Source organism: Pseudomonas sp. MUP55, from assembly GCF_034043515.1.
GTDB lineage: Bacteria > Pseudomonadota > Gammaproteobacteria > Pseudomonadales > Pseudomonadaceae > Aquipseudomonas.
Genome location: NZ_CP138214.1, coordinates 2,182,277 through 2,201,317 on the forward strand (window position 1 = coordinate 2,182,277; position 19,041 = coordinate 2,201,317).

Annotated in this window: 24 protein-coding genes; 15 read left to right on the plus strand and 9 right to left on the minus strand. The window is 59.2% G+C overall.

What is annotated here, in order from left to right; all coding sequences use genetic code 11:
* Positions 1-289: 289 nt before the first annotated feature.
* From gspE to gspD, 11 genes are read left to right on the plus strand one after another with little or no spacing between them, the layout of a single operon-like run.
* Positions 290-1,984: a type II secretion system ATPase GspE gene (gene gspE, locus SC318_RS09915; RefSeq protein WP_413817622.1), complete on the plus strand. Its 1,695-nt coding sequence runs from the start codon at positions 290-292 to the stop codon at positions 1,982-1,984.
* Positions 1,981-3,183 carry a type II secretion system inner membrane protein GspF gene (gene gspF, locus SC318_RS09920; RefSeq protein ID WP_320430622.1) on the plus strand — a complete coding sequence of 401 codons (1,203 nt, stop codon included), beginning with the start codon at positions 1,981-1,983 and terminating at the stop codon, positions 3,181-3,183. Before gspE ends, gspF begins: the two co-directional genes overlap by 4 nt.
* Positions 3,184-3,203: 20 nt before the next feature.
* Positions 3,204-3,629: a type II secretion system major pseudopilin GspG gene (gene gspG, locus SC318_RS09925; RefSeq protein WP_320430623.1), complete on the plus strand. Its 426-nt coding sequence runs from the start codon at positions 3,204-3,206 to the stop codon at positions 3,627-3,629.
* Positions 3,630-3,638: 9 nt separating this feature from the next.
* A complete protein-coding gene (locus SC318_RS09930; protein WP_320430624.1) occupies positions 3,639-4,070 on the plus strand; it encodes a prepilin-type N-terminal cleavage/methylation domain-containing protein in 432 nt (143 codons plus the stop codon).
* Positions 4,067-4,429: a type II secretion system protein gene (locus tag SC318_RS09935; RefSeq protein ID WP_320430625.1), complete on the plus strand. Its 363-nt coding sequence runs from the start codon at positions 4,067-4,069 to the stop codon at positions 4,427-4,429. Before SC318_RS09930 ends, SC318_RS09935 begins: the two co-directional genes overlap by 4 nt.
* Positions 4,426-5,037, plus strand: a complete 612-nt coding sequence (locus SC318_RS09940; protein WP_320430626.1) for a type II secretion system protein GspJ — start codon at positions 4,426-4,428, stop codon at positions 5,035-5,037. The genes SC318_RS09935 and SC318_RS09940 overlap by 4 nt, the downstream gene beginning before the upstream one ends.
* Positions 5,034-5,756, plus strand: coding sequence for a type II secretion system protein GspK (locus SC318_RS09945; protein WP_320430627.1), 723 nt, complete (start codon positions 5,034-5,036; stop codon positions 5,754-5,756). Before SC318_RS09940 ends, SC318_RS09945 begins: the two co-directional genes overlap by 4 nt.
* Positions 5,753-6,790, plus strand: a complete 1,038-nt coding sequence (locus tag SC318_RS09950) for a type II secretion system protein GspL (RefSeq protein ID WP_320430628.1) — start codon at positions 5,753-5,755, stop codon at positions 6,788-6,790. The genes SC318_RS09945 and SC318_RS09950 overlap by 4 nt, the downstream gene beginning before the upstream one ends.
* Positions 6,771-7,370, plus strand: coding sequence for a type II secretion system protein GspM (gspM, locus tag SC318_RS09955; protein ID WP_320430629.1), 600 nt, complete (start codon positions 6,771-6,773; stop codon positions 7,368-7,370). The genes SC318_RS09950 and gspM overlap by 20 nt, the downstream gene beginning before the upstream one ends.
* The gene (locus SC318_RS09960) at positions 7,367-7,879 is read left to right on the plus strand and encodes a hypothetical protein (RefSeq protein ID WP_320430630.1); all 513 of its coding nucleotides are present in this window, start codon (positions 7,367-7,369) and stop codon (positions 7,877-7,879) included. The genes gspM and SC318_RS09960 overlap by 4 nt, the downstream gene beginning before the upstream one ends.
* On the plus strand, positions 7,879-10,131 hold the full coding sequence (gspD, locus tag SC318_RS09965; protein ID WP_320430631.1) for a type II secretion system secretin GspD: 2,253 nt from the start codon (positions 7,879-7,881) through the stop codon (positions 10,129-10,131). Before SC318_RS09960 ends, gspD begins: the two co-directional genes overlap by 1 nt.
* 182 nt (positions 10,132-10,313) lie before the next feature.
* Here the strand turns inward: gspD and SC318_RS09970 are convergent, their stop codons facing one another.
* The gene (locus SC318_RS09970; protein ID WP_320430632.1) at positions 10,314-11,447 is read right to left on the minus strand and encodes a lactonase family protein; all 1,134 of its coding nucleotides are present in this window, start codon (positions 11,445-11,447) and stop codon (positions 10,314-10,316) included.
* Positions 11,448-11,727: 280 nt separating this feature from the next.
* Between SC318_RS09970 and SC318_RS09975 the strand changes: the two genes are divergently transcribed.
* The 3 genes from SC318_RS09975 to SC318_RS09985 all read left to right on the plus strand — a co-directional run bounded on the left by SC318_RS09975 (position 11,728) and on the right by SC318_RS09985 (position 13,657).
* The gene (locus SC318_RS09975; protein WP_320430633.1) at positions 11,728-13,029 is read left to right on the plus strand and encodes an Nramp family divalent metal transporter; all 1,302 of its coding nucleotides are present in this window, start codon (positions 11,728-11,730) and stop codon (positions 13,027-13,029) included.
* Between the two features lie 327 nt (positions 13,030-13,356).
* Complete coding sequence (locus SC318_RS09980; protein WP_320430634.1) at positions 13,357-13,548, plus strand: MarR family transcriptional regulator; 192 nt, start codon at positions 13,357-13,359, stop codon at positions 13,546-13,548.
* Positions 13,529-13,657, plus strand: a complete 129-nt coding sequence (locus SC318_RS09985) for a hypothetical protein (protein ID WP_320430635.1) — start codon at positions 13,529-13,531, stop codon at positions 13,655-13,657. Before SC318_RS09980 ends, SC318_RS09985 begins: the two co-directional genes overlap by 20 nt.
* 230 nt (positions 13,658-13,887) lie before the next feature.
* Here the strand turns inward: SC318_RS09985 and SC318_RS09990 are convergent, their stop codons facing one another.
* Together SC318_RS09990 and SC318_RS09995 are read right to left on the minus strand one after the other, a co-directional pair.
* Positions 13,888-14,187: a hypothetical protein gene (locus SC318_RS09990; RefSeq protein WP_320430636.1), complete on the minus strand. Its 300-nt coding sequence runs from the start codon at positions 14,185-14,187 to the stop codon at positions 13,888-13,890.
* Positions 14,188-14,370: 183 nt separating this feature from the next.
* Complete coding sequence (locus tag SC318_RS09995) at positions 14,371-14,910, minus strand: PAAR domain-containing protein (protein WP_320430637.1); 540 nt, start codon at positions 14,908-14,910, stop codon at positions 14,371-14,373.
* 6 nt (positions 14,911-14,916) lie between these two features.
* Between SC318_RS09995 and SC318_RS27025 the strand changes: the two genes are divergently transcribed.
* Positions 14,917-15,135, plus strand: coding sequence for a hypothetical protein (locus tag SC318_RS27025; RefSeq protein ID WP_413817623.1), 219 nt, complete (start codon positions 14,917-14,919; stop codon positions 15,133-15,135).
* 759 nt (positions 15,136-15,894) lie between these two features.
* On the opposite strand, the gene SC318_RS10005 is transcribed toward SC318_RS27025, so the two are convergent.
* From SC318_RS10005 to SC318_RS10030, 6 genes are all read right to left on the minus strand, one after another.
* Positions 15,895-16,236: a hypothetical protein gene (locus SC318_RS10005; protein ID WP_320430638.1), complete on the minus strand. Its 342-nt coding sequence runs from the start codon at positions 16,234-16,236 to the stop codon at positions 15,895-15,897.
* 223 nt (positions 16,237-16,459) lie between these two features.
* A complete protein-coding gene (locus SC318_RS10010) occupies positions 16,460-16,648 on the minus strand; it encodes a PAAR-like domain-containing protein (RefSeq protein ID WP_320430639.1) in 189 nt (62 codons plus the stop codon).
* Between the two features lie 72 nt (positions 16,649-16,720).
* Positions 16,721-17,155, minus strand: a complete 435-nt coding sequence (locus SC318_RS10015; protein WP_320430640.1) for a tetratricopeptide repeat protein — start codon at positions 17,153-17,155, stop codon at positions 16,721-16,723.
* Position 17,156: 1 nt separating this feature from the next.
* On the minus strand, positions 17,157-17,594 hold the full coding sequence (locus tag SC318_RS10020) for a tetratricopeptide repeat protein (RefSeq protein WP_320430641.1): 438 nt from the start codon (positions 17,592-17,594) through the stop codon (positions 17,157-17,159).
* A gap of 4 nt (positions 17,595-17,598) precedes the next feature.
* Entirely contained in the window at positions 17,599-18,681 is a 1,083-nt protein-coding gene (locus SC318_RS10025) for a GH-E family nuclease (RefSeq protein WP_320430642.1), read from the minus strand.
* 3 nt (positions 18,682-18,684) lie between these two features.
* Complete coding sequence (locus tag SC318_RS10030) at positions 18,685-19,041, minus strand: DUF4150 domain-containing protein (protein WP_320430643.1); 357 nt, start codon at positions 19,039-19,041, stop codon at positions 18,685-18,687.

Below are 19,041 nucleotides of genomic sequence, written 5' to 3' on the forward strand. Positions count from 1 at the left end.
CGTTGTTTAAAACCTAATTGCTGTTAGGTTTAGCGCTCTGGTAAGCTCTGTTACCTGCTGGTCTATGGGTTTTTATTATTCATCCATTGATGACATAGCCGCGTTTAAGTTGTTGTTCTTATATAGGTTTAAATAAGCCCGTTAAATCGCGGGCTTACAGTGCTGTACCCGTTAATAGTGGGTGCGTACAAAAAAATTAATATCGCCTGAGCCCGAATTAGTTTGGCGTCCCTATTTATTTTATCGATTGCAGTCACCCATGTTGTCAGCCCTTATTGATGCTTGCCAAATGCAGATCCCGCACACCGAACAGGTCTGCGCGTGGCTGATGCAGCAGGCCGGGTTGAAAACGGTGGATCTGGAGCGTGCCCGTCGCCTGTCACAAGAGGGCGGCGAAACAGAATTACTCGGCCTGCTGACCCGCCTGGGGCTGGTCTCCGAAGTCGAACTGGCCCGCGCCTGGGCTGACCTGCTCGGCGCGCCGCTGCTGCTGGCCGACGCCGCGCCACCCTTGCTTGACCCTTTGCCCGCCTTGACCGAGCGCTTTATGCGCCACTACCAGGTGGTGCCCATGGGCTGGAGCCAGGGCGGCCTGCGCGTGCTGGCGGCCAACCCGTCGCTGGTCTACCCGTTCCAGGCCGTGGCCTATGCCTGCGGCGTGCCGGTGTGGCTGGCGGTCGGCCCGCGCAACGAGGTCGAAACCTTGATCGAGCGCTACTACGGCCAGGGCCGCTCGGCCATGGGCACGCTGATCGAGAACCTCGACGAGCAGGGCGGTGCGCTGGAAGACATCGAACACCTCAAGGACATGGCCTCCGAGGCGCCGGTGATTCGCCTGGTCAACCTGATCCTGCAGCGCGCGGTGGAACATCGCGCCTCGGACATCCACATCGAACCTTTCGAAAACCAGCTCAAGGTGCGCTACCGCATCGATGGCGTGCTGCACGAGGCCGAAGCGCCGCCGTCCAGCTCGTCGGCGGCGGTGATTTCGCGGGTGAAGATCATGGCGCGCCTGGACATTGCCGAGCGGCGCCTGCCCCAGGACGGCCGGATCATGCTGCGCATCCAGGGCAAGGAACTCGACCTGCGCGTGTCCACGGTGCCCACCAGTTTTGGCGAGTCGGTGGTCATGCGTCTGCTCGATCGGCAGACCGTGCAGTTCGATTTCCAGAGCCTGGGCTTTGATGGCCAGCGCCTGGAAACCTTCCTCGAAGTCCTGGAGCGGCCCCACGGGATTCTGCTGGTCACCGGGCCTACCGGCTCGGGCAAGACCACCACGCTGTACACCGCGCTGTCACGCCTCAATACCGCCGAGCGCAAGATCATCACGGTGGAAGACCCGGTGGAATATCAGCTGGAAGGCATCAACCAGATTCAGGTCAAGCCGGCCATCGGCCTGGACTTTGCCGGTGCGTTGCGCTCGATCGTGCGTCAGGACCCGGACGTGATCATGATCGGTGAGATCCGTGACCTGGAAACCTGCCGCATTGCTATTCAATCGTCGCTGACCGGTCACCTGGTGCTGTCGACCCTGCACACCAACAGTGCCGCGGCGAGTATCACGCGGCTGCTCGACATGGGCGTCGAAAGCTACCTGATTGCCTCGACCGTCAACGGCATCCTGGCCCAGCGCCTGGTGCGCCGTCTCGACCCGGACACGCGCGAAGCTTTTGAAGCACCGCCCGAACTGATCGCCGAACATGGCCTGGAGCGCTTTACCGATGCGCGCCCGATCATGCTTTATCGCCCGCGCGCCAATGCGCCGGGCGGCGGTTACCACGGTCGCAGTGCGATCACCGAACTGCTGGTGATGAATGAAGAACTGCGCAGCCTGCTGATGCGCCAGGCCGACGCCGCCACTCTCGAAGCCGCCGCCCGCCGTGGGGGCCTGCGCACCTTGCATGAAGAGGGCTTGCGCCAGGCCGTGGCCGGAGTGACGTCGCTGGAAGAAGTGCTGCGCGTGACCCGAGGCGAGGGCACGTGAGCCTGTTCAAATACCGCGCGCTCGACAGCCAGGGCGCTGCGCAAAACGGCACGCTCGAGGCCAAGGACCACGACGCCGCCGTCGCCCTGTTGCACAAGCGCGGGTTGCTGGTGTTGCAGATTGACGTCGCCGGTGCCCAAGGGCTGCGCAATGCCCTTGGCCGTGGCCAGTTGAGCGGCGCAGCGCTGGTCAGTTTCACCCAGCAACTGGCAACCCTTTTGGGCGCCGGCCAGCCGCTGGAGCGCTCGCTGGGCATCCTGCTCAAGCAACCCGGCCAGCCGCAGACCCGCGCGCTGATCGAGCGTATCCGCGAACAGGTCAAAGGCGGGCAGCCGTTATCCAAAGCGCTGGAAGAAGAGGGCGGCCAGTTTTCGCCGCTATACCTGAGCATGGTGCGTGCGGGCGAGGCGGGCGGCGCCCTGGAAAACACCCTGCGCCAGCTCAGTGACTACCTGGAGCGCAGCCAGTTACTCAGGGGCGAAGTGATCAACGCACTGATCTACCCGGCCTTTCTGGTGGTCGGCGTGCTCGGTTCGCTGGCGCTGCTGCTGGCCTATGTGGTGCCGCAGTTCGTGCCGATCTTCAAGGATCTGGGCGTGCCCATTCCGCTGATCACCGAGGTGATTCTCGGGCTCGGCCAGTTTCTCGGGTCTTACGGCCTGGCGGTGTTTGCCGGGTTGATCGTGATCATCTGGACCCTGGCCGCACGCCTGCGGGATCCACAGCGGCGTGAGCGTTATGACCGACGCGTGCTCGGCATTCGAGTGATCGGCCCGCTGCTGCAGCGCGTCGAAGCGGCGCGGTTGACCCGCACCCTCGGTACCTTGCTCAGTAACGGTGTGGCGCTGCTGCAAGCCTTGGTGATCGCGCGGCAGGTGTGCACCAACCGCGCGCTGCAAGCGCAGGTCGCCCAGGCCGCCGAATCCGTCAAGGGCGGCGGCACCCTCGCCAGTGCCTTCGGCGCGCAGCCGTTGCTGCCGGACCTGGCCCTGCAAATGATTGAAGTCGGCGAACAGGCCGGCGAACTCGACAGCATGCTGCTCAAGGTCGCCGACGTGTTCGACGTCGAGGCCAAGCGCGGCATCGACCGTCTGCTCGCTGCGCTGGTGCCGTCGCTGACCGTGGTCATGGCGGTGCTGGTGGCGGTGATCATGCTCGCGATCATGCTGCCGCTGATGAGCCTGACCAGCAATATATGAACCCTCAAGGACCCTTACCCATGCGCCATACCCGCTGCAAGTCCGCCCGCCGCCAGGGCGGTTTTACCCTGCTGGAAATGCTCGCCGTGATCGTGTTGCTGGGCATCGTCGCGACCATCGTGGTACGCCAGGTCGGCGGCAATGTCGACAAGGGCAAGTACGGCGCAGGCAAGGCGCAACTGGCCAGCCTGAGCATGAAAATCGAAAGCTACGGCCTGGACGTCGGCTCGCCGCCCAAGTCGCTGCAGCAACTGGTCGACAAGTCGGGCAACACCGCCGGTTGGGCCGGGCCGTATGCCAAGCCGTCGGACCTCAAGGACCCGTTCGGCCATGCCTTCGGCTATCGCTTCCCCGGCGAGCACGGCGCGTTCGACCTGATCTTCTACGGCCAGGACGGCCAACCCGGCGGCGAAGGCTACAGCGCCGACCTGGGCAACTGGGAATAACTGCTGACCATGGCCAACGTCCAACGTGGTTTTACCTTGCTGGAAATGCTGGTGGTGATCGTCCTGATCAGCATCGCGGCCGGCCTGGTGGGTTTTGGCCTGCAACAAGGCTTGCGTTCGGCCAAGGAGCGTCAAGTGGTCGGGCAAATGGTCGAGGCGCTTCGCAGCACGCGGGCCAAAGCAATCGTCAACGCCAGCACTGAAGCCACCGTCTTCGACCTGCGCACGCTCAGCTTCCAGGCCCCGGGTCGGCCGAAAAAGCACTGGCCGGCCGACCTGCAAGTCACCCTGCACACCGCCGAACACGCGGGCTCGGCGGTGGAGTTCTACCCCGACGGCAGTTCCACCGGCGGTAACCTGTTGTTGACCAATGGCAGCCGGCGCTGGCGTATCGATATTGGCTGGTTGACCGGCAGCGTGCAGTCCAAGGTGCTGCCATGAAGCAGCAAGCCGGTTTTACTCTGCTGGAAATGCTCGCCGCGCTGACGCTCATGGCCATCTGCAGCACCGTGCTTTTGGTCGCCTTCGGCCAGAGCGCGCGCTCGCTGTTGCAAGTCGCCCACAGCGATCGGCTGAGCCATGCCGCGGTCAGCGTGATGGACCAGGAAGCGGCCGGCCCTCTGGCAAACGGCGTGCGCCAGGGCGATTTGGACGGCATCGCCTGGCAACTGCGCATCGCCCAGCAGCCGACGCGCATCGGCCAACCGCACGTGTTTCGCCTCGACCTCACGGTCAGCGAAGGCCCGCGCCACGCGAGTTTCAGCACCTTGAAACTGCGTGCGGCAGGGGCCGGTTTGTGAAGCGCCGTCAGCAGGGTTTTACCCTGCTCGAAATCATGATCGTGCTCAGCCTGCTCGGCGTGTTGCTGAGCCTGGTCGGCGGCGCGCTGTTGGGGGCCAATCGCGCGGTGCTCAAAGCGCAGCGCTACACCGTCAGCCTGGATGAAATGCGCGCCGCGCAGCAGTTTCTGCGCACCTCACTCGCCCAGGCGCTACCGCTGCCTGTTAAGCCGCTCGACCGTGATATCCCAGGCCTGTTCTTCGGCTCGGCACAGCGCCTGACGTTCGTCGCAGGCCTGCCGGGCCAGTTGGGCGGCGGCATCAATCGGTACACCCTGGCCCTGCAGGGCGACACCTTGCAGGTAAGGTTTGCCCACATCAACCACGACGCCTCTGACTCGCCGTGGGGCGAGCCGCAGGTGCTGATGCGCGACGTCCAGCAGTTGAACTTCAGTTACCAAGGGTTCAGCACCGAGGGCCAATTGACCGATTGGCTCGACCAGTGGCCATGGCCGCAACGCTTGCCGCGCGCAGTGCGCATCCGGGCCAAGGTCAGTGGCCCTGTGCAGTGGCTGACCGAAGTGGTTGCGCTGCGTCTGGACCTGGCCGGCGGAGTGCCCGAGCGATGAAGCGTCAGCGTGGGGTTGCGCTGCTGTTGGCGTTGTGGGTACTGGCGTTGCTCAGTGTGATGCTCGGCGCCCTGGCCGGCTGGGTGCAGCTGCAAAGTCGCCAGGCCGCGTGGTATCGCCAGCACGCCAGCGCCGAATTCGCCGCCGAGGCCGGTTTGAGCCTGGCCGTGCAAGGGCTGCTCGACCCGCTGCAACGACAGCACTGGGTCGCTGATGGGCGCGAAGCCGTGTTGCCGTTTGACGGTGTGCACGTGCACATCCGCGTTTACAGCGAGCGCGGCAAGCTCGACTTGAACAGCGCCTCGGGCAGTGACCTGGCGCGGCTCGCCAAGGCCTGTGGCGCCAGCCAGCCACAAGCGGCGGCCCTGGCGCAGGGCCTGGAAGCACGCCGACGGGACGATGCCGCGCCGATGCGAGTGATCGAAGAAATACGCCAGCTGCCGGGCATGACCCAGGCGCTGTACAGCCAGATGCTCCCCGAGTTGACCTTGTGGAGTGGCCTCGACCGGCCTGACGCGGCCTTCGCCAGCCCGCTGCTGCGCCGTGCCCTGCACTTGGGCAGCCCGAGTGCCGTGGGCGCCACCCCGGGTGATGTGCTGCTGATCGACAGCCGCGCCGAACGCCCCGGCGGCTCTCACGCGCAGTTGCGAACCACGTTGTTATTAAGCCCCGCGCCAGGCAGCGCACAACCGTATCGAGTCCTCCGGTGGCAAGAATGAACGCATACCTGACTGCCTGGTTTCAACCACTGACCGCGCCGCTTGCCCAGCGCTGGCGTGGCAGCTTGCTGCAACAGGGTTGGCGGTTGTGGCTCAACGAGCTGCGCGCCTGCCTGCCGTCATGGCTGTGCAGCCCGGCGATCCCGCAGCAGGTCCATACCTGGCCATTACGCACGCCGTTGCCCGAATCGCCGGTGCAGGCCACACCGGTACTGTTGTTGCCACCTTCGGCGGTACTGATGCAGCGCCTGCAATTGCCAGTGGCAGCCGCGCGTAATCTGCGCGCCGTGGTCGGCTATGAGCTGGACCGGCTTACCCCGTTCGACGCCTCGCAGTTGTATTTTGTCGCGCGCCAGGAGCGGCGCAGCGGCGCGTGGTTGCAGGTCACGCTGGTGGCGATCCTGCGCGAACGCCTCGACAGCCTGCTCGCCGATTGCGCCGCGCAGGGTCTGCAGCCGCAACGCGTGGATGTGGGCGACAGCGCCGACTCTCGCTTGGGCATCAACCTGTTGCCCGCCGCACTGCGTCCGTCGTCACCGCGCAATACCCAGCGTCTGCGCCACGGGCTGCTTTGGCTGTGTGGCGCCTTGCTGTTCGCGGCGATGCTGATGTGGCTGAACAGCCGCCAAGTGCTGGTGGCGCAGATGCAGACCACGGTGCAGGCGCAAAAAGCCCAGGTGGCGCAGTTGCAACAGGTGCGCCAGCAACTGGCCAATACCCGTGGCGCGGCCGATTACCTGAATCGGCGCAAGGCCGCGCAACCGACCGTGGCGGCGCTGCTCAACGAGCTGACCACGTGCCTGCCGGCTGACACATGGGTGGAGCAATTGGAAATCAACCGCGACGGCGATCTGTCCTTTTCCGGGCAAAGCGCCAAGGCCAGCGGCCTCATCACGCAAATCAAGGGTTGCCGCAGTCTGGAAAATGCGCGGTTCGAAGGCGTGATCCAGCCGGATGCGCAAACCGCTAAAGATCATTTTTCCCTGCGTACCGACATTCATCAGGAGGCCGCTGATGGCCCGCCCACTGACTGACCGCGAGCGCCGTGGCGTCGCGTTGATCCTCCTCGCGCTGCTGCTTGGCGCCGCCTATTGGCTGTTGATTGACAGCTGGTTCGCCGCGCCGCTGCGCGATCTCGATGCCCGGGCCGACGCGCTGCGCACCCAGCAGCAACGCTATGCCGCGGTACTGCGCCAAGCCGATACACTGCAGGCGCAGTTGCAACAGGCACGCCACGATCCGGCCAGCAGCACGAGTTTGCTGCCCGGCGACGACCCCAGTGCGGTGGCTGCGGACCTGATGCAACGCATGGCTGACCTGATCAGCCGCCACGCCGGCAGTGGCGCCGGCTGCGCGCTGAGCCAACGGATGCCGATCACCCCAGAGCAAGATGCAGCCGAGCCTTATCGCCAGGTCAAAGTCAGCCTGACCCTTAGCTGCGCCATCGAACCCCTGGAAGCGATTTTGCAGACGCTGGAGTATCAGCGGCCGTTTCTGTTTGTGGATGAGCTGAGCGTGCGGCGTGGGCCCAATGCCCCCGCCAAGGGCGCGGCCGGGCAGTTGACGGTGCACCTGCTGGTGCGTGGTTATCTGCAAGCGCAGGCCGCGCCATGAGCCGTCTCGAACGCGGGCTGGTCGGGCTGGCGCTGGCCTTGGGGCTGGCCATTGCCGCGATCACCAGTGGTATCGGCGATGACCCCGACTGGTTGCCCGAGCAGGCTGCCCGCAGCGAGTCCCGTGATCAGTTCAAGCCAGTCATTGCGCCGAGTGTCTCGTTGGACAGCCTGGCTGCGACCTGGAAAACTCCGCTGTTCAGCCCCGATCGCAGCCCGGATCACGCCGTGGTTCAGGCGCAGGCCGCCAGCCTGAGTGGCTTGACCCTGACCGGGGTGCTGATCAATGGCGAGCTGCGCGTTGCCTTGCTCAAACGCAGTGACGGGCCGCCGCTCAACCTGCATCAGGGGCAGTCGCTGCCCAATGGCTGGAAGCTCGACAGCCTGACCGCCACACACGCTGAGTTCTCATCCCAAGGACGCAGCCAACGCCTGGCGCTGTATGCGCCGCGCCTGCCACCGCCTTCGACCACGCCGCCGATTTTCCTTCCACACGAGTCCACCCCGTAATGGCCAGTTCCAAAGGCGCGCCCGCCGTCGCCACCCCTATGCTTTGCCTCGTCGCCGCGGTTGCGCTGGCGGGTTGTGCCACCGCGCCCGAAACCTTCGAGCAAGACCGCGACATGATGCGCGAAGCCTTGCAGGGCACCGGCTCGCAACGCCCGCCGATCGACCCGCGCAGCGAGCAGCCGATGGTCGACACACCGACTGTCCAGGCGACGCCGCCACGGCGCCAACTGATTCGCGGCAATCAGCAGTTCGTCCGCCCACCGGCCGCTGCAGCGACTGCGCGTGAACAGGACAGCGGCGATATTGTGTTCAACTTCAGCAACCAGCCAATTGCGGCGGTGATCAACAGCATCATGGGCGACCTGCTGCACGAGAACTACAGCATCGCCCAGGGTGTGAAGGGTGAGGTAAGTTTCTCCACGTCCAAGCCCGTTAATAAAAAACAGGCGCTGTCGATCCTCGAGACATTGCTGTCGTGGACCGATAATGCGCTGATCAAACAGGGTGATCGCTATGTAATTCTGCCGGCCAACCAGGCGGTGGCCGGCAAGCTGGTGCCGGAGATGAGCGTGGCGCAACCGTCGGCCGGGCTGTCCGCGCGGCTGTTCGTGCTGCGCTATATCTCGGCCACCGAGATGCAGAAGCTGCTAAAGCCGTTCGCCCGTGAAAACGCGTTCCTGCTGGTCGACCCGGCGCGCAACGTGCTGAGCCTGGCCGGCACGCCGGAGGAGCTGGCCAACTATCAGGACACTATCGATACCTTTGACGTGAATTGGCTCAAGGGCATGTCTGTCGGCGTGTTCGGCCTGCAACGCGCGTCGGTCGCCGAACTGATGCCCGAATTGCAAAAGATGTTCGGCCCCGACAGCGGCATGCCTTTGGCGGGCATGGTGCGTTTTCTGCCGATTGAGCGCACCAATTCAGTGGTAGCTATTTCGTCGCAACCGCAGTACCTCAGTGAAGTCGGCGACTGGATCCGTACCATCGACGAAGGCGGTGGCAACGAACCGCAGATGTACGTGTACGACGTGCGCAACATGAAGGCCACCGACCTGGCCAAATATTTGCGCCAGATCTACGGTGGCGGTGCGATCAAGGACGACACCGCGGCCAAGGTCGCGCCGGGCCTGCGAACGCGCAGCTTGTCCTCGTTGAGCAGCGGCGGCACGTCCAGCGGCATCAGCAGCACCGCCAGCATGGGCAGCGGGATGAACGATAACCAGCCGCTCGCCAGCGATGAATCGCAGGAGGGCGGCGAGAACCTCGACAGCGAAGCCGACAGCGGTGGCGAGCAGGCCGAGACCACCGGCGATGCGGCCAAAAGCATCGACGCCGGCACGCGTATCACCGCGCAGAAGAGCAGCAACCAATTGCTGGTGCGCACCCGGCCGGCGCAATGGAAGGAAATCGAATCGGCGATCAAGCGCCTGGACAATGCACCGCTGCAAGTGCAGATCGAAACGCGGATCCTCGAGGTCAAGCTCAGCGGCGAACTGGACCTCGGCGTGCAGTGGTACCTGGGGCGACTGGCGGGTAACTCTTCCAGCACCACGGTCGCCAATACCCCCGGCAGCCAGGGCGCCCTGGGCGGTGGCGGGGTAGCGGTCGGCAGCAGTTCGCTGTTCTACTCGTTTGTCAGCAATAATTTGCAGGTCGCCTTGCGCGCGCTTGAAACCAACGGCCGCACCCAAGTGCTGTCGGCGCCGTCGCTGGTGGTGATGAATAACCAGCAGGCGCAGATCCAGGTCGGCGACAACATCCCGATCAACCAGACCACCGTCAACACCGGCACCTCTGACACCACCCTGAGCAGCGTCGAGTACGTGCAGACCGGGGTCATTCTCGACGTGGTGCCGCGCATCAACCCGGGCGGCCTGGTGTATATGGACATCAAGCAACAGGTCAGTGACGCGGACACCAGCTCGATCACCGACACGCAAACCAACCCGCGTATTTCGACGCGTTCGGTGTCGACCCAAGTCGCGGTGCAAAGCGGCCAGACGGTATTGCTCGGTGGTCTGATCAAACAGGACAACGCCGAAAGCGCTACATCGGTACCTTACCTGGGCAAAATCCCCGGCCTGCGCTGGTTGTTTGGCACTACCAGTAAGTCCAAGGCGCGCACCGAACTCATCGTGCTGATTACCCCGCGTGTCATCACCAGCAGCAGCCAGTCACGCCAAGTCACCGATGACTATCGCCAGCAGATGCAGTTGCTCAAGGTTGAGCAGCGTCTTCCAGCCCGACAATGATGCAGGTAGGGCAATGGGGTACTGCCTCACGGGTTTTGGATGTCCGCCCCCAATTGCCAACTATTTTATCCAGTCCTTGCGAGCGGCCATCGATCCTGAGCGGGAAAGCGCTCCAGAACATCCACTCATGATCCACCGCCCCGAAGAATTGCCTGCGGTGGCCGATGCCCATAGGTTTTGAATCAGTCTCCCGAGGTTTGCAGTACCTCGATCCATAACGCACCTTTGCCCGACGCCGCTTCGCCGACACGTTTCAAGGCGCCGTTATGGCTGACGGCGTACGTGCCGACTTTGTCGCTTTTCTCACCCGTGACCAGCAACCAGCGAGCGTTGGGTGAAAACGCAATATTGCGTGGCTGCTGCTCTTGCACGGGATAGTTCGCAAGAAAGCTCAAGCCGCCGGTGGAAGGGTCAACCGCGAAGGCCGAAACCGAACTGCTGGTACGTTCGGTCATCAACAGTAGCGTGCCATCGGGCGAGATCCGCAGGTCCGCCGCCCAGATACGGGGCGTGGGGTCGTCCTTCAAATCGTTATTACGTGCATCACGCACTTCACCGTGAGCCAGTTTCAGACGCTCAGGAATACCGTTGGCAACGGCAATCTGAGTCAATGCACCGGTGCTGGCATTGATTGAAAACGCGGTGACCGTGCCACTCATTTCACCCACCACATACAGGTACTTGCCGTCCGGAGAAAAGGCCAGGTGCCGAGGCCCGGTATTGTCCTGGACTTGGATGTAGCCGCTGCCGATAGGGGTCAGCGCGCCGGTGTCGGCATCAAGGCGATATTGCAGCACCCGGTCGACGCCAAGATTGCCCGCGTAGGCAAAACGGTTGCTCGGGTCGGTACGAATCGAATGGGCATGCAGGCCTGTTTTGTAGCTCAGGATGCTGGCGGAAGGCGTATAGGCCTTGTCGATGGCCTGAACGCTGAGGGTGTCGGCACCGTAGGATGCACCGAGCAGGTAGTGTCCTTTTCTGTCGGTAGACAGGTAAGCCATGCTTTCTGCCAGTGGCGCTTTGGATTGCAGCGTCAGATGCCCGCTTGTGGGGTCGATGTTGTATCCCAGAACCTGAAACGGTTTGACCCGCAAGGCGGCAAACAACACTTTGCCGTCAGGGGTGATGGCCATGGGGTTGACTTGATCACCGGCGTTGACCTGTTCAATCAGACGCAGCGCGCCGGTGTCCTGATCAAGACGATACTGGGAAATCAGACCGTCTCCCGGGCTCGAGATATAGGCAAACGTGGCGGCGTTGGCTTGCAGGCTGAGGCCGCAGGCAGCGGCAGCTGCCAAAAGGAGAGGGGTTCGCACAGGTGATTCCTTATTTTTATGATTGTGGTCCGTCATCCTATGACTGAGCCGGATGGACATCAATCGTTGTTTTGCTCAGCTCGGAACCCTACGCCGCGTATCAGGCACCGTGTTTTCCCGACTTTTACCCCGTTTGTGGCCGTTCAACCTGCCCGATGTCATCGCGTCCCGGTGCTGAAACATTTCTAAACACACTCCCTTAAGAATTGTTGTACGACGTCGTATCTATCGTGTTCGACTGCGCAGGTTCTCACAAAAAAAATAAACGGAGATACCCTCTATGACGAGCATTCGTTCCGTCGAAGGCCAGGTTGCGGCGCCCACGGACAATCGATTTGTCCGAATACTTAAACTGCTGGGCCCCGGAATCATTGCGGTGCTGTCGTGGCTGGGCGCTGGCGACTTGATCACGTCCTCCGTGGCCGGTGCCAATTACGGTTACGCAATGATGTGGGTGCTCGCGGTCTCGCTGCTCTTGAGATACCTGATCGTAAACATCATCGCTCGCTTCCAGTTGTGCAATAACCAAGGCATGACCATCCTGCAGGGCTATGCGCAGCTCAATCCCTTTTTCGCCTGGTTCATGCTCGTTTACGCCCTGTTGATGGGGCACTTGATGAACGCCTACATGATCAAAGGGGCAGGCGAGTCGCTGGCGATGCTGTTTAAAAGCGACCAGCCATTGCTGTGTTCATTGGCGGTGGTGCTCGCGGTGTGGCTGCTGGTGGGGCGTAATATTTATTCGATGATCGAAGGGGTGATGAAGGTGCTGTTGGCGATCATGACCCTGGCCTTCATCGCCTTGGCCGTGATGTCCGGTCCCGATGTTGTCGGTATCGTCAAAGGCACCATCGGCTTCAGCATCCCGCCGGATGAAGGCGTGCATGGCGCGCTGCTGGTGGCGGTATCGGTGATCGGCGCGGTCGCAGGCTCCATCGCCAACTTCGTGCATCCGTATGTCATGCGTCAAAAAGGCTGGGTCGGGCCGCAGCACAAGCGGGTTCAACGCAACGATCTGCTGTTTGCAGTGTTCGTCGGGATCGTCATCAACCTGGCCATCTGGATCGTCGGCGCGGAAATCCTGCGGCCCAACGGCATCGAGGTGAAGACCTTGGGCGATCTGGGCAAGGCGCTGGAAATGTTCTTCGGCCCGGTGGGTTGGTATGTGTTCTTCATCGGCGTATTCGCCACATTGTTTGCCAGCATTTCCGGCAAGACCACCGCGTTCCCGATGCTGATTACCGATGCCTTCCAACACGTTCGTCCTGAACGGCGCGAAAAGTACGGCAAGGAGTTTCATCATGACCCGATGCACAAATGGTTCATGCTGTTCATCCTGGTGACGCCGCTGATCTGGTCGCTACCAGGCATGCCGGATTTCGTGACCCTGACCATTGGTGTCAGCGCATTGAACATTATTGGCTTGCCGGTCATTTCCCTGGGCTTGCTGATCATGTCCAACCAGAAGTCACTGCTGGACAAGCAATACCGCAATAACCTGTTTGAAAACATCGCGCTGCTGTTTGCTACAGGCCTCGCGCTGTGGGTCGCCTTCCAGTTGGGCGTCGATCTGTTTACCTGACAACGAGCCACCGAGGGAGCGCAAGGTCGTTTATCTGACTGTGGGATTCGGTGTCGGTGTGCTACTGCGCAGTCGAACCGTGCGTATGGCGAGCCAGGTAGGCACTTAACGCAGCGGCCCGATCTTGGGTGAAGAAACCTGCCAGAGAGCCATCCGGCCATCGGGCGAATTGGCCCAGCAGAGGTCAATCTCATCCTCGCGCCCACCAGGTACCGGGCCTGCAGGTTCTACTCGCCATCTGCGGTTGCGAGTACGGCGTTGACGCCGCTGGTCCCAATCTACATTGCCGTCAGCTCGACGCCAAACGCTGGCGCGATCGTGAGCGTAATGAACCGGCCTCGCAACGATGAGCGACTGATCGTGCAAGCGGGTGTCCATCTGGATCAGGCGCTCTTTCGCCTGCTGGTGGTCATTGAGCGGGTAGGGCCGATTGGCGTCGTGGATCTGGCAGGTTGCCTGGGTCGGGACTGTACGACCATCAGCCGCCAAGTCTCCAAGCTTGAGCACATGGAATGGTGATCCGGCACGAGACATCTTCCAGGACTGGGCTGCCGAAGACATCACCTGCCGGGTGCGCCTGACGCGTCAGTTCGCGCAGGCCCTGGAACAGCGCACGGAGGCGGGCTAGCTTGCGCCACTGGCAACGCGCGTTGGCCCATACCGCGGGTGCCGAACCAGCGTTATGGGCCGATCTAAAAAGGATTTTTCAATGGCTGCCGAGACGCTCCACAGCCCAAAGATCAAGCAAGTTCAAGAGTGGGGCCTGGTTGCACGGTGGAGTCGGCACGGGTGAGCAAATCGATTGACCGTGTGACCGGCCTTCACCGGCGCGCGTAATGAGCGCATCGGCTGCCTGGCTTATTTCGTGCATGTCAGTCGTGAATACGTTGGAGGCTCAAGCAGGATTCCCGGGGTCATGAATGTCGAGCAATTGAACACGCGCCCCTTCGCGGTGGTGGCTTTGAATGTCAGTTCAGCGCCGCCCAAAAAATCTTCCTTGCCTTTGGTTACCGGGCCCATCGTCAGCTCATCAGTGGAAGCCAGGCCGATCGCTTCGGCGGTGACTTTGTGCATCTGCAGGACATTGGGGTTGGTAGAACAGCCCGCCAGCAGGCTGGTCAAGGCGAGCAGGAGGAGAGGGGTTGCGGTCTTGATCATGGGTGTTGCTCCTTGCGAATGGTGCGGCAGGGCGTGATGCTACTTGCCGCCTGTGGTCATCATCGAGGGACAGAACTTGCCCTATGGCGGCGAAGTCTAGGAACGCGTAGCGGGTCCCGCAATTACCCGGACGAAATCGAGACCGAGCCCACGACAAGGGGCTTGTGGGACGACGGAAATCGGCTACAAGGCGGTGCTGGTATTTACTTGAGCATGTGGAATGTGCGGTTCGGCGCTGTCCTTACCGTCCAGATCAGGCTCGGCCAGCGGCGCCGGAACATGGCAGATGCCAGTGACCTCGCCGAGCGGGTTGTACAGGTAGATGCGCCCGCTGCCATCCAGATCATGCTGGGCCTGCAGACGGTCCAGCGCGTCCCACTCGAAGCGGTAGCGTTCGTGGTTTTCATTGCTCAGGTGCAGCAGACGGCCACAGGCGTCGTGGCCAAACGCGACGGTATGGCCGAGGGCGTCAACCCGCTGGATCAGGCGGCCACTGCGGTCGTAATGCAGGCGGGTGATGCGCTGGACCGGGTCGGTGTAGGCGGTCAACTGGCCGGCTGCGTCGATGTCGTAGCGGTCGATGCGGCCGTCCGGGCGTTCGCTTTCAACCAGATAGGTGCCCCGAATCGTCGCATCGCAGGTGGCCTTATCTCCCGAGCGTGCCGCCGGCCGACTATTGATCCGTACCTTGTCTGAGCCTTGTGCTATGTAGGTCTCAGGCATGGGTGGATGACGGGAGCAGGTGATCTTGTCTTCTTCCTTGGGGGTGAACCCTTGCGCGTTGTATTCCAACCGTTCTTTGCGGTCATTGCCGACGAAGATGCTGTTGTTATTTTTGATATGAACGTTCTTGTCTTTTTCGGCATGGATAGCCTGTCATTTACTGGCGCTGATTGCTCAAAAAGGCGCGTTAGAAACCATTTGGTCATATTCAGCCGCGAGCAATAGAACGAAGACCTCATGCCTACCCCTTGCTGACCAAATCAGGTCGATCAGCAAGGGCAGATATCAGGAAAAATGGGCATGCTGGATATGTTAAGTAAGTGCCATTCGGGGCTGATCCCGTTTGTCGGGAGGGGACGCGGGTCGGTTTAACGTCGTATGACTCCGGAAAAATTTTGGTGAGGCTTAATTTTTTGACTGCCACTTTAAAAAACGGTCTTCTAGTACGGATTTTATTCTCTTATAGTTGTTTTCATTGTCGGTGACCTTGTCTAGATCATCATATTCGTCGAAGGTTTCTCCAAAGTCAGTTAGGTAGAAATATTTCCAGCCAGGACGATAGTAGTCTTGCGTAAATGCGTTGCCATTTGGAGTGAAATGCACTGGCAGTAATTGATCTCCAAGTATTTCTCTTATGTTCTCGAGCTTTGATGAAATTTCCTTGTTGCTGGCAATGGTCAGAGTTAATTCATTATTGTTTAATAGTAGGTCGTGGGTAGATGCCCACTTTATATAAAAATATGGCAATATTCCGCTGCTTTCACCAGCTTCATTGGAAGTTGGAAAAAAATCAAATGCTTGTACTTCAAGAGTTTTTTTCCGTCTTCAAGGAATTGCGTTAGTATGTCTTTCATTGCTTTCCTGCCTGCGTGGAGTGGTAGATGCTGGACCAAGGCTCGTCGTTTTTTAAGTTCCAGTAATTTATCTGATAGTCTAATTCTGTTTTCAGGGCTCCGGAAGGGTCTGTTGTATTTACCAGATTAATTATTTTTGGATGTGCTCATTCTTTAATTCATATCCTGGGTAGTTTAGCAGGCATAGCGCGCTATCGGGATTTTGATGCAAAAGCTTAGGTAGAATTTTGAAAAGGGATTTATAGTAGTGTTCGAAATCAATCCCGCCAAGAGTAGTTGTGCATGCCTGCATCACTGAAGAGTCAAAGGGCTTTAAGAAGCTTCTCATTATGGAGTCGACTACTTCGCTGTCGGCAATTGATGGCGTTTCATATATGAGTTTGTGAAATTTTTCCTCGGTTACTCTGTTTCTAGGCCCATTTAAAACCTTTGTTATTTCATTGATCCACTGAGCCTTATCTGTCATTGTCATATGTACTCCTTGCACTTTGCCCATGCGAGCATTTGCGCAATTGCTGCGTCATATTTGTTGCCAAATTTTGATCGTATATCTTCTATGTCCATCATCTTGGCTGCTAGATATCCGGCTTTTCCTTGTTGTATAAGTTTTTGTTGTATTCTGACATATGCTTTTCCTCTGCTGTCCCAGCTTGCTGTCGCATAGAGATCACTCCAGTCTAGCTGGATGCCATGCGTTAAGCCCCGTTCATCCAGAACTTGTCGTCATGGCGCACCACCAGCTTGCCTTCAGCGCGTACGGTGCTGCTCTTCTCCAGCGGGTAGCACTCGCCGCCGACGGTATTGCTCTTGATGCCGGTGTAGCGGGTGCGGCGAAAGCCGGTGTCACCCTGGGACAGGCTGACTAGGCCGTGGATGTAGCGCACCGGGGGTGTCCACTTCGAAGGGACGCCCCGCAACTTCGATGCCGTCAGTTTGAAATTGGGTCGCGTCGCGAATCAGTCGTCAATCAAATGCTGGACCTTCAACTTTTGGAGATAAACTTCACCATCCGGATCGGCTTTAAAAACTGCATCCCCATCTAACATGTAAGCTTTTAGCAGCGAAGTAATTGCCTCATCATCGAAGCCTAATAGCGTTTGACATTGTCCAATTCTGTAATGAATAAATGAGTTGTCTAGCCCGTCAGGGCCATTGAGTGCATTCTTCAAGTTTTCAAGGCTTTTAGAGTACTGTCCAAGTTGGAAAAAAGCATCACCTACTGAGGCAGAAAGCCATGTGGATGCTTCCCAAGATGCTTGCGGTGTGGGTAGTAAATTTAGTGCTTGTGACCACTTTGAAATTGCCCCTTCAAATGCCGATTCATCATAAAGAGCATTTCCTTCCTCTGATAAGAGGGTGATGCTTTCGTAAATTTTGTCAGGTAGATTCATTTCATTTTTTCACATTTCTTTGTGTGAGATAGAAGTTTAGATATTTTTTATCTTCGTCTGTAAAAGGTCTTTTCCCATATTTTTTATATTGTTTGTCAAAAATCTCATATGCAATAGAGGTTTTTCCTGCATCAAAATAGACCGTGGCCGCAATAAACTCAACGTACTCGCTAGGCTGTGGAGTGTATAAATCGTGCATCACAGCTATCCAGTTTATAGCTTTTTCGTATTGTTTAGTTTCTTTGAAGAAAGCAACGAGACCTCTGGCGATACTTTGAGAGTAGTCAAGTGTTGATTTTGGGGACTGCATAATCCCCCAAGCCCTTAAAAAACAAGACTCGGCTTCACTTAATTGATTTTTTTTCCAGTATTCACGTCCTTCTTTTGAAAGAATGCCAATTTTTTCAATCTGCTCTGGCGTCAGGGTGGATTCCATCATGCACCTACTTTGTTGGAGGTTTGTAAGTTTGTCCAAGCTTTGCACCTGCCGACCTATTTATGCTGAAATGGTCTAGTTCATAGTTTTTGCTATCTAGCATCCATTCTCTTACTTCTTTACTCTTTGCTCCTAGATGTCTACCACTGGTGTTCCACCATCTGACAGCATCTGTTTTGTGAGCCATGTCGGCCTTGCTAAGATCATACCAATTTTTGTCGGAGGCTTGGAATTCTGTTTTACCTGTAATTGGGTTCTCACGTAATTTCCCTTCGGCTCGCATTCGGTCTTGGACCTCGCGCCCTGTTTTTGAACTCTTGCCTGGAGTTCGGCCTAAAAACATCTCCCTTGCAGACTTCTCTCTTGGGGTGGCTTTAAAACCATCATTAGAATTCGATGGAGTATCTAATTCGGGATTGGTCTTCTTTGCCAATAGTTCGGCAGCTTCGTCGGTTTTTTTTGCCGATTTGTCAACAACCTCCTTAGCTGCTTTGCCCGAGGCTTCGGCCATCTTCGCACCGTACCGAGTGGCCTTGCCAGCTGTACCCGCGTAACCAACAAACGGAATCGCCGACAGCAGCGATAGTCCAGCGCCCACATAGTCCCCACGAGCAAGGCTGATAATGCCGCTGGCAATATCGGCCACTTCCCCGACCACGGGGATCAGGCCCACCACATCCAGGCCAAGCTGGATGCCATCCAGGATCTGCTCGCCGGTGATGCCTTCTTCTTCGGTTTCGGGCTCTATCGGTGGATTGGCCCTACTCGCCGGCACTTGAGTCGGCGCTGTTTCCCCGACAACCCGCCCAATGGTATTGCCACTCTTGAACGAACTGAACGGTGGCAGGGTCGCCAGTTCGGCGCGCAAGTAGCCCTTGCGCATCTCCTCGTATTCCTCCTCCTGCATTTCCTTGCTTTCGTGGATTTCATTGCCCATGGCGTCTCGCCAGAAGGCATCGATTTGTACGCCACCGTTCTCGCCTTGTTGCAGCAGCATTTCGGCTGGGCCGACGATGCTGTCAGGGGGAGGTTGGACGGTGACGCTGATCGCGTGCACCCGCACCGGAGCTAGATTGATTGGTTCTGCCATGCGTTAAGCCCCGTTCATCCAGAACTTGTCGTCATGGCGCACCACCAGCTTGCCTTCAGCCCGCACGCTGCTGCTTTTTCCCAACGGATAACATTTGCCGCCCACGGTGTTGCTTTTGACGCCTTTGGCGGCGCCGGCTCCATCACCCTTGGTGGTCGGCACCAGGCTCTTATCGAACACCACCACTGGCTTGCCGTTGGCACGTACCGAGTTGGCGACGCCAGTGGCGGATTTCAGTTCGGCGGTGACGGGGTAGGGCACGGGCGGTATGGCGCTGCCCATTGGGGTCTTACATACGTCGGGGACGATGCTGACGACTTTCCATTTGCCCTGCTGGCGGGCGATGACGTTATCGGCCAT

Coding starts and splice junctions, on each gene's coding strand:
- gspE (WP_413817622.1), top strand. CDS start 290: ATGCAGATCCCGCACACCGAACAGGTCTGCGCGTGGCTGATGCAGCAG.
- gspG (WP_320430623.1), top strand. CDS start 3,204: ATGCGCCATACCCGCTGCAAGTCCGCCCGCCGCCAGGGCGGTTTTACC.
- SC318_RS09930 (WP_320430624.1), top strand. CDS start 3,639: ATGGCCAACGTCCAACGTGGTTTTACCTTGCTGGAAATGCTGGTGGTG.
- SC318_RS09935 (WP_320430625.1), top strand. CDS start 4,067: ATGAAGCAGCAAGCCGGTTTTACTCTGCTGGAAATGCTCGCCGCGCTG.
- SC318_RS09945 (WP_320430627.1), top strand. CDS start 5,034: ATGAAGCGTCAGCGTGGGGTTGCGCTGCTGTTGGCGTTGTGGGTACTG.
- SC318_RS09950 (WP_320430628.1), top strand. CDS start 5,753: ATGAACGCATACCTGACTGCCTGGTTTCAACCACTGACCGCGCCGCTT.
- gspM (WP_320430629.1), top strand. CDS start 6,771: ATGGCCCGCCCACTGACTGACCGCGAGCGCCGTGGCGTCGCGTTGATC.
- SC318_RS09960 (WP_320430630.1), top strand. CDS start 7,367: ATGAGCCGTCTCGAACGCGGGCTGGTCGGGCTGGCGCTGGCCTTGGGG.
- gspD (WP_320430631.1), top strand. CDS start 7,879: ATGGCCAGTTCCAAAGGCGCGCCCGCCGTCGCCACCCCTATGCTTTGC.
- SC318_RS09975 (WP_320430633.1), top strand. CDS start 11,728: ATGACGAGCATTCGTTCCGTCGAAGGCCAGGTTGCGGCGCCCACGGAC.
- SC318_RS09980 (WP_320430634.1), top strand. CDS start 13,357: ATGAACCGGCCTCGCAACGATGAGCGACTGATCGTGCAAGCGGGTGTC.
- SC318_RS09990 (WP_320430636.1), bottom strand. CDS start 14,187: ATGATCAAGACCGCAACCCCTCTCCTCCTGCTCGCCTTGACCAGCCTG.
- SC318_RS09995 (WP_320430637.1), bottom strand. CDS start 14,910: ATGCCTGAGACCTACATAGCACAAGGCTCAGACAAGGTACGGATCAAT.
- SC318_RS27025 (WP_413817623.1), top strand. CDS start 14,917: ATGACGGGAGCAGGTGATCTTGTCTTCTTCCTTGGGGGTGAACCCTTG.
- SC318_RS10005 (WP_320430638.1), bottom strand. CDS start 16,236: ATGACAATGACAGATAAGGCTCAGTGGATCAATGAAATAACAAAGGTT.
- SC318_RS10015 (WP_320430640.1), bottom strand. CDS start 17,155: ATGAATCTACCTGACAAAATTTACGAAAGCATCACCCTCTTATCAGAG.
- SC318_RS10020 (WP_320430641.1), bottom strand. CDS start 17,594: ATGATGGAATCCACCCTGACGCCAGAGCAGATTGAAAAAATTGGCATT.
- SC318_RS10025 (WP_320430642.1), bottom strand. CDS start 18,681: ATGGCAGAACCAATCAATCTAGCTCCGGTGCGGGTGCACGCGATCAGC.
- SC318_RS10030 (WP_320430643.1), bottom strand. CDS start 19,041: ATGGCCGATAACGTCATCGCCCGCCAGCAGGGCAAATGGAAAGTCGTC.